Annotated in this window: 11 protein-coding genes; 3 read left to right on the top strand and 8 right to left on the bottom strand. The window is 39.8% G+C overall.

Annotation, left to right across the window (positions count from 1 at the left end; translation table 11 throughout):
- Positions 1–10 precede the first annotated feature (10 nt).
- From MST16_RS06345 to efp, 4 genes are all read right to left on the bottom strand, one after another.
- The gene (locus MST16_RS06345; protein WP_180004888.1) at positions 11–967 is read right to left on the bottom strand and encodes a MoxR family ATPase; all 957 of its coding nucleotides are present in this window, start codon (positions 965–967) and stop codon (positions 11–13) included.
- 230 nt (positions 968–1,197) lie between these two features.
- Positions 1,198–1,500 (bottom strand): YbdD/YjiX family protein, encoded by a 303-nt coding sequence (locus MST16_RS06340; RefSeq protein ID WP_078190160.1) that lies wholly within the window; start codon positions 1,498–1,500, stop codon positions 1,198–1,200.
- 13 nt (positions 1,501–1,513) lie between these two features.
- Positions 1,514–3,616 (bottom strand): carbon starvation CstA family protein, encoded by a 2,103-nt coding sequence (locus MST16_RS06335; protein WP_078190161.1) that lies wholly within the window; start codon positions 3,614–3,616, stop codon positions 1,514–1,516.
- A gap of 194 nt (positions 3,617–3,810) precedes the next feature.
- The gene (efp, locus tag MST16_RS06330) at positions 3,811–4,380 is read right to left on the bottom strand and encodes an elongation factor P (protein ID WP_067762759.1); all 570 of its coding nucleotides are present in this window, start codon (positions 4,378–4,380) and stop codon (positions 3,811–3,813) included.
- A 388-nt stretch (positions 4,381–4,768) separates the two neighbouring features.
- On the opposite strand from efp, the gene epmB reads away from it, so the two are divergent.
- Genes epmB through MST16_RS06315 form a run of 3 tightly spaced genes read left to right on the top strand, consistent with a single transcriptional unit; the run spans position 4,769 to position 9,656 of the window.
- Positions 4,769–5,785, top strand: a complete 1,017-nt coding sequence (gene epmB / locus MST16_RS06325; protein ID WP_180010399.1) for an EF-P beta-lysylation protein EpmB — start codon at positions 4,769–4,771, stop codon at positions 5,783–5,785.
- A gap of 14 nt (positions 5,786–5,799) precedes the next feature.
- The gene (locus MST16_RS06320; RefSeq protein ID WP_180010400.1) at positions 5,800–7,545 is read left to right on the top strand and encodes a GTPase; all 1,746 of its coding nucleotides are present in this window, start codon (positions 5,800–5,802) and stop codon (positions 7,543–7,545) included.
- Positions 7,527–9,656, top strand: a complete 2,130-nt coding sequence (locus tag MST16_RS06315) for an EAL domain-containing protein (protein ID WP_180010401.1) — start codon at positions 7,527–7,529, stop codon at positions 9,654–9,656. Before MST16_RS06320 ends, MST16_RS06315 begins: the two co-directional genes overlap by 19 nt.
- 83 nt (positions 9,657–9,739) lie before the next feature.
- On the opposite strand, the gene rpmE is transcribed toward MST16_RS06315, so the two are convergent.
- The 4 genes from rpmE to gloA form a co-directional block, all read right to left on the bottom strand.
- Positions 9,740–9,964 carry a 50S ribosomal protein L31 gene (rpmE, locus tag MST16_RS06310; RefSeq protein WP_078190165.1) on the bottom strand — a complete coding sequence of 75 codons (225 nt, stop codon included), beginning with the start codon at positions 9,962–9,964 and terminating at the stop codon, positions 9,740–9,742.
- 217 nt (positions 9,965–10,181) lie between these two features.
- On the bottom strand, positions 10,182–10,652 hold the full coding sequence (locus MST16_RS06305; RefSeq protein WP_180010402.1) for a hypothetical protein: 471 nt from the start codon (positions 10,650–10,652) through the stop codon (positions 10,182–10,184).
- A gap of 57 nt (positions 10,653–10,709) precedes the next feature.
- The gene (locus tag MST16_RS06300; RefSeq protein WP_078190167.1) at positions 10,710–11,684 is read right to left on the bottom strand and encodes a bile acid:sodium symporter family protein; all 975 of its coding nucleotides are present in this window, start codon (positions 11,682–11,684) and stop codon (positions 10,710–10,712) included.
- Positions 11,685–11,905: 221 nt separating this feature from the next.
- The gene (gene gloA / locus MST16_RS06295) at positions 11,906–12,307 is read right to left on the bottom strand and encodes a lactoylglutathione lyase (RefSeq protein ID WP_078190168.1); all 402 of its coding nucleotides are present in this window, start codon (positions 12,305–12,307) and stop codon (positions 11,906–11,908) included.
- Positions 12,308–12,333: the final 26 nt, after the last annotated feature.

Here is a 12,333-nt window from a genome sequence, read left to right as displayed (position 1 = left end):
TTCAACTCCTTTATTGGATCGAAACTTGTTCTAAAAGCTTAAAGGCTTCAAGATCTGACAACCCAATTCGATGAGATACCACAGCTGTAAAAACGGCTTGTACATCGTCAGGATTCACATAATTTCGCTGCTCAATCAGCGCATAGGCTTGCGCAGCTTTCTTTAAGGCTAAAACACCACGAGTAGAAAGACCATGTCTCCCCTTACGTGTCTCAGCAGCAAGATCCAAAATGTAATCCATTAAACGATCACTCAGATGTATCTGCTCGACAAACCCTTGTAGTTGTAAAATTTCTGCTTCATTAAAGATATGTGCTAATGCCGCAATCAGATCATGGCGTGAAGTTTGTTGGAGCAATAATTTCTCTGCCTGACGCGATGGATAACCTAAAGACAAACGCATTAAAAACCGGTCCAACTGGGACTCAGGTAAGGCATAAGTACCACTTTGAAATAAAGGGTTTTGTGTCGCAATCACCCAAAATGGTTGAGGCAAAGCATATCGCACACCGTCGACCGTCACATAGCCCTCTTCCATCGCTTCCAATAAAGCACTTTGGGTCTTTGGACTACAACGGTTGATTTCATCTGCCAATAAAATTTGGGTAAAAATCGGCCCAGATTTAAACTCAAAATGATGTTCTTTTTGATTAAACATATTTACCCCAATCACATCGCTGGCCAGCATGTCATTGGTAAATTGAATCCGTTGAAACTTTAATCCCGCCAAATGTGACAAGGCGCTAGATAATGTCGTTTTTCCTAAACCAGGTAAGTCTTCAAATAGCACATGCCCGCCTGCCAATAGACAAGCTAAAGCCAATTTGGTTTGCTGATTTTTATCCAAAATAATTTGGTTAATTTGTTCGAGGAATGTATTTATTTTCGGGTAAAAAGGCGCAAGGCTCTGCTCACTTAAAAGCGTTGATGTATTATTTTGTTGGCTTTTCTCTGATCCCCAAAACACCTTTTATTCCCCAATAAAAAAGTTAAATGAATGACTAACATACAGGGTTTTATTTAAAAATACAGTGTTTATCTCCAAGTCATACCCAGTTCAATACTTTAAATACATACGCTTGATATTTATTGGGTATACAAAAGCGTTGTCATCGCTTCGACTGATCACAATTCAGCAATAAAAAAGCGTCCCGAAGAACGCTTTTTTTTATTGGATTTTTAGCACAAGTCAAAGCATTAGCAAGGACACTTCTTCATGTCACCACCAGCTGATGGATAACGTGCATCTACACAGTGACGATAAAATGTTTTTGCATCCATCGCTTCCAAATCAGGATGATGTTTTGCCATATGTTCCAAATAGTTTTGGTAATCTGGCACCCCCACCATCAAGCGGAAACTTTGCTGTAAACGTTGCCACAACGTCGCTATACGTGACCAATTTTTCGGGTTCAGAATTAAATCCTTCTGCGACATAATGGTCATTTTAATGATTTTATAAATCACCGTTTTTCCACTTTTTGCAAACTTCAGGTTCATTCATATTCCCCTATTAATGTGCTGAATTTGACGGATTAATTTCAGCTGGGTCACGGTAAATCGCTTCTGCTTCATTCACCGATGGATTTGGATTTGCCAAGGCACGACGCACCACACCAATCGCTGCAAATAACATCACAAATGCCACGATCATAAAGAATGCACAAAGACCAGCATTGATTTGATTCGACAATGCAACCGTATGCATTTCAGCCATGGTTTTTGCAGGTGCCAACAATTCATTTTTCGCAATTGCTGCGTTAAAACGATCTGCCTGAGCCAAGAAACCAATCTTTGGATTTTCGTGGAAAATCTTCTGCCAACCAGCGGTCATAGAAGTGATAAACAAGAATACTGTTGGGATAATCGTCACCCAAACATACTTTTGTTTTTTCATCTTGAATAAAATCACTGTACCCAAGATCAATGCCATCGCAGCAAGAATTTGGTTACCAATACCAAATAGCGGCCATAAGCTATTAATACCACCAAGTGGGTCAACCACACCTTGGTAAACGAAGAAGCCCCAACCTGCGACAGCCACCGCTGTACCCAACAGATTTCCGAAGAAATTATGAGAGTTTTTAACCGCAGGAACCACGATACCCACTGTATCTTGCACCATGAAACGACATGCGCGAGTACCTGCATCCACAGCTGTTAAAATGAAAAGTGCTTCAAATAAAATCGCGAAGTGATACCAGAACGCCATCATTGAACGGTTATTGAAAATTTCCGTAATAATGTGAGCCATACCAATCGCAAATGTTGGCGCACCACCTGTACGAGACAGAATCGAATTTTCACCCACTTCTTGTGCAAGTAAGGTCAATGCTTCAGGTGTTACCACGAAGCCTAATGTACGAACTGCTTCTGCAGCGGACTCAACCGTTGTACCAATCACAGCTGCTGGCGCATTAATCGCAAAATACACACCAGGCTCAAGAATCGTTGCACAGACCAAAGCCATAATCGCAACAAAAGACTCCATCAACATGCCGCCATAACCGATCATGCGAATATCTTTTTCATTATTCACAAGCTTCGGTGTCGTTCCTGAAGAAACGAGCGCATGGAAACCTGAAATCGCACCACAGGCAATGGTAATAAACAAGAATGGGAACATTGAGCCTGCAAATACAGGACCCGTACCATCAATAAAATGCGTTACCGCTGGCATTTTCATTTCAGGTAAAGCAAACATGATCCCGATTGCCAAACCTGCAATAACACCAATTTTCAAGAAAGTAGATAGGTAATCACGTGGTGCAAGCAGTAACCAAACGGGTAATACTGATGCCACGAAACCATAACCAATCAACCACCAAGTTAGTTCAGTACCTGAAAGTGTAAAGAATGGACCCCAGTATGGGTGCTGTGCAATGTCACCACCATAGATAATCCCTGCCATCATCAGTACAAAACCAATGATCGACACTTCTGCAATTTTACCCGGACGGATAAATCGCATGTAGATACCCATGAAAATCGCAATCGGTACAGTGGCCGCGATACTGAAAACACCCCACGGACTGTTGGTCAACGCTTTTACAACAACCAAAGCAAGTACCGCAAGAATGATGATCATCACGCCAAGTGCACCAAGCATCACGATGATTCCGGCAAAAGAACCTAGTTCTTGTTTTGCCATTTCACCGAGTGAACGACCATCACGACGCGTTGAGATGAACAAGACTAAAAAGTCTTGAACCGCACCGGCAAGAACAACACCCACCAAGAGCCAAATAGTTCCCGGCAAATAACCCATTTGCGCAGCAAGGATCGGTCCGACTAATGGGCCTGCACCTGCAATCGCAGCAAAGTGGTGACCAAATAGAACGCTTTTATTGGTCGGTACATAATCCAAGCCGTCAGCTAAGCGATGGGCAGGCGTTAAACGTCGCTCATTCAGTTCAAAGACTTTATTGGCAATAAATAAACTATAAAAACGATATGCAATGCTATACACACAGATTGCTGCAAGGATCAGCCAAACTGCATTGACATGCTCGCCTCGACTGAGTGCTAGTATGCCGAATGAAACGGCACCTAGAATGGCTACAAACAGCCAGATAATCTTTGAAGCCATTCCTGACTTCGGTTGAATGGTTTCCATCTCAATCCCTCATAAATGTTGAAATAAATCAGCTTGATTTTTCTTGTTCGAGGTACTGCTGTTTCTTCCCTTGAAACTCTACTCCTGTTATGGGCTTTTTCATCTAATACTTTGGAATAAAAATTTAAACCAATAGGTATAAAAAAAGGGATGAATCACTTCATCCCTTTCGATAATAGTCTATTTTTAAACCATTATGCACGTTCTAAATAGTCACCAGTACGAGTGTCTACACGAACGCTTTCTTCTTGCTGTACGAATAATGGAACACGTACAACTGCACCAGTTTCAAGCTTAGCCGGTTTACCGCCACCGCCTGAAGTATCACCACGTACACCTGGATCAGTTTCAACGATTTTTAATACAACGAAGTTGGGCGCGCTCACAGTTAAAGGAACACCGTTCCAAAGCATGATTGTGCAAAGTTCATTTGAGTCATCTTTCAACCATTTAGCCGCGTCACCCATAGCAACTTTATCAGCAGCGATTTGTTCGAAAGATTCTGGATCCATGAAGTTCCACATTTCACCGTCGTTATACAAGTAGTTCATTTCAACTTCTTGGATGTCAGCAGCTTCTAGTGAATCACCAGATTTGAAAGTTTTTTCTAAAACTTTACCAGTTTTAAGGTTACGTAATTTTACGCGGTTAAAAGCTTGGCCTTTACCTGGTTTTACGTATTCGTTTTCCATGATTGAACATGGGTTACCGTCAAGCATGACCTTAAGGCCTGACTTGAAATCATTCGTAGAATAATAGGCCATGACTGGCTCACTCCAAACTTACTAACTTTAATCTATAGATGCTATGGGCTGTAACATGTCATTTAGCAAGTACTGACTGTAACATTGGCTGCCACATGCACATTAATGTGATATTGCGTATTCTAAATGACCAATGCACCATGTCGCAACGAAAAAATCCCCATTAAAGGGGTCAAGCTGCTTAACTTACACTCAGACATTAAAGAACTTTGTTTATACAATGCCCACAAACAGGTAAAATTGCTGTTTACTGAAACTTAATAAATGTTTCGTAGGCTTCATCCGTTGTGAGCTTTATCGGAATTATTTCAGCTTACACTTAAAAGTTCGACGCATTAATTTCAGCAATATTCCCTACTCACCTTTCTGCATTTTTTAAACAATCGGCATGATAAACTATTTATTTCAAGAGCAAAACTGGCAAACCCAATTGAGTGATTTGATTACAAATCCTCAAGAATTACTCGATGTATTAGAACTTTCGCATGATCAGTTATTATCTGGTGCTCAGTTCGCAGCAGATGAGTTTCGCCTACGTGTGCCGCGCGCTTTTGTCGAAAAAATGCAAAAAGGTAATCCGCTTGATCCGCTTTTACTCCAAGTCCTACCGCATCATTTGGAACTTGAAGAACACGCCGGTTTTGTCACCGACCCTTTAGGTGAAGAGCAGGCTAACCAACAGCCAGGGGTATTACATAAGTACAAGTCTCGTTTTTTACTGACTTTAACCGGTGCCTGCGCGGTCCATTGCCGTTATTGTTTCCGCCGGCATTTTCCCTACCAAGAAAACCTGCCTAAAAATGACGATTGGGCAAACATTAAACAATATATTGAACAACAACCCGATATTAATGAAGTGATTTTAAGTGGTGGAGACCCGCTCACACTATCAAATCGTAAACTTCAAGTGTGGATTGAACGTTTATCGACTTTGCCACAAATTAAATTTTTGAGAATTCATTCACGAGTTCCTATCGTAATCCCCAACCGTGTCGATGAAGAGCTGGTTTCTAATTTAAAAAACAGTAGGCTACGCATTATTCTAGTGGTACACTCAAATCATCCATCAGAGCTAGATGACTTCACGTGCAGCCAGCTTCAACAGCTTGTCAAACAAGGAATCACCGTGCTGAACCAAGCAGTCTTATTAAAAGGGGTTAATGATTCTGCAGAAGTGTTGGTCGATTTAAGTTACCGCTTATTCGACGCAGGTGTAATGCCATATTATTTGCATGTTCTGGATAAAGTAAAAGGTGCTCATCATTTTGATACACCAGCTCAGGATATTGATTTAATTTATAAAAAAGTTTTAGAGAACCTACCTGGTTATTTGGTTCCTAAACTTGTACGGGAAATAGCGGGCGAAAAAAACAAGACACCGCTTTTTGGGGCTTCAACTTTTTGAGTTAAATAATAAAGATGACCACGCATACTTCAGATACGTTTTACAATCCGACTGAATTAAAGCTGGATAAATTAAGCTTTTGTCCGACCAATGCTAAAGGTCTGCAAGAGTGGTTAAACGGTATTTCAATTTTACAATTGGGTACCTCATCTAAAGCTTTATTCAATGCCTTACTTGAAATCTCCGAGCTGAAATGCCAAGAGATGTTACGTTTTGATTTGGTTCAAATTTTACATCCGACTATGGAAAGTGTGCTCACAAGCTTAGAAAAACACTTTACCAATCAAAGCCTCATTACCACGGATCGTAATGACCAAATCATTGAATTGGCGATGCTTTTACGCAGTCACTTTGCCAAAATCTATATTGATATTGCCAAACGATGTAATCAGCAGCTTAATCAACAAAAGTTTTCGATTTTTTCATTCGGCCATAAAAAAAGCTTACAAACCGCTCGAATTGCATCAATCTACTATGCGTTGCAACAACTGACACTGTTGTTGTATCAACAACATATGTTGTATGCCACACCGACTGCAGGTCAATGGATTGCGGCACATCAACTGATTGAATGTGCCATTGAACACAATTTCTATCAAAGTAATGTCAATCAGTTACTGGGTACTCAACATCAAATTGCAAATATTGCCCAAGCTTATGCACAATTGATCTTATTAGATATTTTCAATAATCATCAGATCCGCCCTGCTGAAATCCAAGGCTTGTATTTATGTAGCTTTGACTGGGTAAAATTGGTTCAAATCCTACCGAAAGAAACCACGCTTTCACGCTATATTGTAGACACGAAAAAAGATCATCCACCGATTTATAACTCTAAACAAGATCGGTCGTATCAAGCCAATGTGTACATTTCAACGCAAAACTTGCTCGATCATTTGACCGAAACGCAAACTAAGAATGCCAATTTCCTTTCTAAAAATGAAAAGCTATTCTTAACCCCTGCGCTGTATTTCCATATTCATAATATTTTGACCAACAACACTGAACGTCGTCATGAACGTTATGAATATTCTGCGCAAATCAATATTTGCTTTAGCTTAATGGTGGCGCATTTCTATCTCTCTAAAGGTAAAAACTTCCATGAAACTTTAGATTTAGAAGGCAACTATCAATTCCACAATGAAGCGTCTTTTGTCAATTCGCATGATTCAAATATGCCAACGGGCATGACCAATGCGAAAGCGCTAGATCGTGAAGCGAAACAAATTCATACCGCCGACGTTTTAGATATTAGTGTGAATGGTTATCGCATTAAATGGACTGGGCCTACCCCAGCCAATTTAAAAACCGGCGAATTTATTTTGATCCAAGAAAATGCTCAAAGCCAATGGCGTGGCGGTGTTGTTCGTTGGATCAAACAATCGACTGAAAAAAGTTTGGAATTGGGTCTCGAAGTACTGGCTCAAGATTTGTATCCATGTTCAGCCCATATTCGTACCGACCGCAATACAACAAATCATCAACCTGCTTTATTGGTTCAGACCACACAACTAGATCAGGTGTCTACGACCTTAATTTTACCTGGGGCAAATCTCTTCCGAGAGAAACAAACGGTCCACCTTCGCTTAGGCAAAGAAGACATCAAAGTCTACCTCACCAAAGCGCAGTTGGTGACGCAAAGCTTTATTCGCTTTGAATATGAATTATTGAATGAAGAGCAAGAAAATGTCGTTAAAGACTATATTGCGAAACAGAGCAATGAGATCAAAAATAACGACTTATGGGAAGCATTAAAGTGAGAAATCCATTACTATCCAAAAAACTAAAACGTACGGAAACTCGATTACTCATTATTGATGATAATCAAATACGTTTTAACCAGATACGTGATTTATTGACAGACAGCGAACATCAAGTTCATGCCATATTACTTGATGATTTACAAAATTTCGAAAAACAGCTGAATCTCAATTGGGACTTGATCATTTTTGGACGTGCTTATGATTTAAAATATGAACAAGCTTTAAGTTTAGTTCAACTATCGAGCCAACCGAATTTACCGATTATTTTACTTAAACCCGAAGACTATCAAGCAGAACAATATGCAAGTTTAGTCAAAAAAGGGATTTATGACATTGTCGATATTGCTGAACCTGAGAGTTTCTATTTTGGTTTAATCCGTGCTTTATCCTTTAGTCGCCTACAACAATCGCAGCAACATTTAATGGAAGAGCTCGAAACAGCTCAAATCCAAACCCAGTCTTTAGTTGAAGATAGTCGTAAAGCGGTTGCCGTGATTCAAGAAGGCATTCATATTCAAGCCAATGCTGAATATCTCACTTTGTTTGGTCTAAAAAATGAAGATGATGTAATTGGTCTGCCTTTACTCGATCTATTACAACCTACTGACCTCAACGACTTTAAACAACGCTTTAAAAAAATCAGCCAAGGGCAGCTCGATTTAGGACGTTTTGATCTTGATTCGCAAAATAGCGCTGTGGCTGGGCAAAACCCACTAAAACTCGAATTTATTGCTGCGGCTGAAGAAGATGCTTTACAGCTCGCAATTGAAATTGGCAGTCAAAGCAACAATGCTGTAAGCACCGCGCCAGTTGAAGCCAGCCCACAAAAACCAAAAGCTTTTCAACAACTCAACCGTACCATCGGCCAACAACCTGCCAATGTAAATGCATTAGTGCTATTTACGTTGGCTTCTTGCTCAGATGCGATTTTTCAAAAAGATTGGAATACTTATAAAAGCTATTTCACCAATATTAAAGACTTCTTGAAAGATCAAACACATGCTCCATTATTTAGTTTAGACAATGGTGCAATGGTTGCCTTATTCCAAGCGGATAATCAGCTCAAACTTGAGTCTAAATTAATTGGTCTTAACACCCTGAGCAAACCTCAATTACTCAGTGTAAATAATGAAACTTATCCATTAAATTTACGCATGGGATACAGTGTTTTAGACAGCGATATTCGTGATGAAGCACATTTTGAAACCTTTGTTGCAAAAGCCTTTAATACTGCGCTACCTACCAACCAACAAGCGCCTGAAATCGATTTAACGATTCCATTAGAAATTGATATTCCAAGTTTGGATTTTGGTACACCAGAAGCGCAAATTGCACCGATTGTCGTTAGTGATGAAGCTCCTGTTATTAAGGCCCTTCGTAACTGCTTAGAACGCGGTGAAATTCATCTGAAATATCAACAACTGTATGATAAAGAAGATTCTCATCTTTATACTTATGAAGTAACCAGCGGCTTTATTTTTGAAAATAAATGGAAAGATATCGCCCAACTGCGTGAGTTAGCTGAAGACTCGGAGCTTTCCATTAAATTGGATCGTTGGATCTTGGTTGAATCGTGTAAACAGCTACACAACTTCATCACTCAGTTCCCTGAAGCTAAATTAATCGTTAACCTGAACAAAGAAGTGCTATATAACGACCGCACCTTCCCTGAGTTTATTTCGAAACTAATTACGATTATTCGTAGTAAATTGAAAAATCCACTGATTTTACAATTTGCCGAAGAAGACATTCAGCTCAATATCGATGCCGCTCAAAAAGCATTTGTAGAACTTCGTAAAAATGGTGCCGAACTGGCTTTACGCAATTTTGGTCATTCGATGTTTAGTGAATCATTATTACGCCAAATGGATGTTCACTGCTTAACATTAGATTCAAGTTTGACCAAAATGCTTGCAAACGATAAGTCGTGCCAAGAGCTGCAAGAAAAAATTACCACTTATCATGAAATCAAAACTGTTGAAATCATGCTACGTGAATTAAATGACATGACACTGTTTGCCAATGCTTGGAATGTCGAAGCTCGCTTTATTCAAGGCGATTATTTCCAGAAGAAACTCGACCATCTCATCGATGTTCAGGACCAATAAGGTTCTGAACATTGCCGATTTAAGGTTTATCTTTTTTATCGGCACAAAAAAACGGGCATAAAGCCCGTTTTTCGTTTTGGATATTAACGTTTGATAGAACGTGACATACCAGCAAAACGTTGCTTGAATTTGTCGATACGACCGCCAGTGTCAACGCTTTTCTGTTTACCAGTGTAGAATGGGTGGCAAGCAGAACATACGTCTAGGTAAATAGTTTCTTTACCAAGAGCTGAACGAGTTTCAATTACGTTACCGCATGAACATGTAGCAACTAAAGTTTCATATTTTGGGTGAATATCGGCGCGCATCGTCGATTACTCCTAAGATTTAAGAAGGTTTAGCTGTCATCGCAATTGATCACTCTTGTATCGCTACAAGGAAGGCTTAAAAAAGCAGACCAACACCATAACAGACCATTCTTTTGGCCCACCGAGACGGATACCGTCAGAGCTAAGCACAACAAGTTGGGGCAAATTATAGCTGATTTTTTAATGTTAATAAATAGATATTCAAGGCTGAATCGCTCTACTCTTTAGGTTGAGCTTGCTCTAAATATTTCTGATATTGTAATTCGACTGTACGCTGAAATTGGGCTTGATCAAAATGGTTTAATCTTTCAATAAATGCAGGACAAAACGTCGTAGCATTTACTGACTGTAATGATCTGCTCATACCCTCTAAAATACTTTGAAGCTGCTGTTTAAATTGTGCATCGACTGACAGATCAACATCTTTTGCCTTTAATGGCTCTACACCCTTAAAACGGACAGCCTGAACCGCAGCAATTAATTTAAGCTTTGCAGTTTGATAAGCCTGATCTAATTCCGTATTCATCTGTGGTTGTCGATCACGACAAAAATCCAACATGGGCTGCAGGCTGATGAGCGGCATTTTTTCAATGACATCACGGTTACTATTTACGGATAAATCCTCTTGGGCATGAACGACTGTGTTCAAACCCAAGAATAAAATGAAGAAGCCTTGTTTAATTTTCATGATTTTTTTCTTTTCATCTATATTAAGGTATTTTAAATGGACGTACTCATCTCGCCCTTATTCTTGCCCACGGCTTTGTTTTGCCCAAAGGTTGGCAATCACACCACAGACCATCAACTGAATTTGGTGAAAGATCATAATCGGTAAAACTATCATCCCCATCGGCTGCCCAATAAATAAAATTTGTGCCATGGGCACGCCACTCGCCAAGGTTTTTTTAGAGCCACAAAAGAAAATCGTCTTTTGATCAGCTCGGCTGAAGCCCAACCAACGTGGCACATATAACGCCAATAACATAATAATCGTTAACAGGACTGAGCACGCCACAATCAATAGGAATAAGGTCATACCACTCACTTGATGCCATAGCCCTGCCACCACTGCACTACTGAATGCACCATAAACCACCATCAAAATTGAGCCCTGATCAAATACCTTCACGATTTTTGGCATTTTCTTCATATAAGGAAACACCCAAGGACGGAGGAGCTGCCCTAAAATGAAGGGAATCAGCAATAACAGGGTAATTTGGATAATAGATGCCGTCGGATCGTAGTTATGTTGTGACTGACCGAGAATAAAATAGGCCACCATCACTGGGGTAATAAACATCCCAATAATATTTGAAAATGATGCACTACAGACTGCGCCAGCAACATTACCCTGTGCTACCGAAGTAAATGCAATAGAAGACTGTACTGTCGAAGGTAAAAAGCACATAAACAAAAAGCCCCAATACAACTCTTGCCCTAACATCGGCACGAGGATTGGTTTCGCCATTAAACCCAATAATGGAAATAATGCAAAGGTAAAAGCAAAAACTAAAGCATGTAACTTCCAATGCATAATGCCTTCAACCACAGCCTCACGAGACAACTTTGCACCATGGAGAAAAAATAAAATGGCAATTGCAGCCGTTGTAATATAGCCAAAGATTTCTGCAGCTTGCCCACTAACAGGCAAAAACGTCGCAAGTATGACCATTACAAAAAGTAGAATGGTAAAACGATCCAAAGCCAACATTTTCAGCATAACAACATCCTGTACAAATTTTCCTTTAAACGCATCGACAAAAAAATGCCCAATAAGCTAAATTTACCATTGAGTAAATTTCATCTTACTGGGCCATGTAAATAAAGCCAGCTTTTCTCCGATATATTCATTATTTTAAACGTTGATAGTGAGCTCAACTCAAAAATATTTATAATAAGAATATTCAGAATTACATATGACTTTAAATGAATAATTGCAGATTAATTATTTCGTGCATTTGAGTCTTGTTGGATCAATTCAATTTTATAGCCATCTGGATCTTCAACAAAGGCAATGACGGTCACACCACCTTTCATTGGCCCTGCTTCGCGTACCACGTTTCCGCCACGTGCTTTAATTTCTTCACAAGCCTTGTAGGCGTCATCTACAGCAATAGCGATATGGCCATAAGCATTACCCAATTCATAACTATCTGTATCCCAGTTATGCGTTAACTCGAGTACGGTATGATTTTCTTCATCACCATAGCCCACAAATGCCAAAGTAAAACGACCTTCTTCATAATCACGCTTACGAAGCAAAGTCATACCGAGTACTTCAGTATAGAACGCCAATGAACGTTCTAAATTGCCTACACGTAACATGGTATGCAGCATGCGCATAATCGAGTTTCCTAAATCTATCATTA

This window comes from Acinetobacter sp. YH16040_T (assembly GCF_024605785.1).
GTDB classification, from domain to species: Bacteria; Pseudomonadota; Gammaproteobacteria; order Pseudomonadales; family Moraxellaceae; genus Acinetobacter; species Acinetobacter amyesii.
The sequence above is the reverse complement of the archived record's forward strand: the minus strand, read 5'-3'. Positions and strand labels throughout refer to the sequence as shown.

Coding starts and splice junctions, on each gene's coding strand:
- rpmE (WP_078190165.1), bottom strand. CDS start 9,964: ATGCGCGCCGATATTCACCCAAAATATGAAACTTTAGTTGCTACATGT.
- MST16_RS06300 (WP_078190167.1), bottom strand. CDS start 11,684: ATGCTGAAAATGTTGGCTTTGGATCGTTTTACCATTCTACTTTTTGTA.
- efp (WP_067762759.1), bottom strand. CDS start 4,380: ATGGCCTATTATTCTACGAATGATTTCAAGTCAGGCCTTAAGGTCATG.
- MST16_RS06315 (WP_180010401.1), top strand. CDS start 7,527: ATGGGAAGCATTAAAGTGAGAAATCCATTACTATCCAAAAAACTAAAA.
- epmB (WP_180010399.1), top strand. CDS start 4,769: ATGATAAACTATTTATTTCAAGAGCAAAACTGGCAAACCCAATTGAGT.
- MST16_RS06335 (WP_078190161.1), bottom strand. CDS start 3,616: ATGGAAACCATTCAACCGAAGTCAGGAATGGCTTCAAAGATTATCTGG.
- MST16_RS06305 (WP_180010402.1), bottom strand. CDS start 10,652: ATGAAAATTAAACAAGGCTTCTTCATTTTATTCTTGGGTTTGAACACA.
- MST16_RS06340 (WP_078190160.1), bottom strand. CDS start 1,500: ATGAACCTGAAGTTTGCAAAAAGTGGAAAAACGGTGATTTATAAAATC.
- gloA (WP_078190168.1), bottom strand. CDS start 12,307: ATGCGCATGCTGCATACCATGTTACGTGTAGGCAATTTAGAACGTTCA.
- MST16_RS06320 (WP_180010400.1), top strand. CDS start 5,800: ATGACCACGCATACTTCAGATACGTTTTACAATCCGACTGAATTAAAG.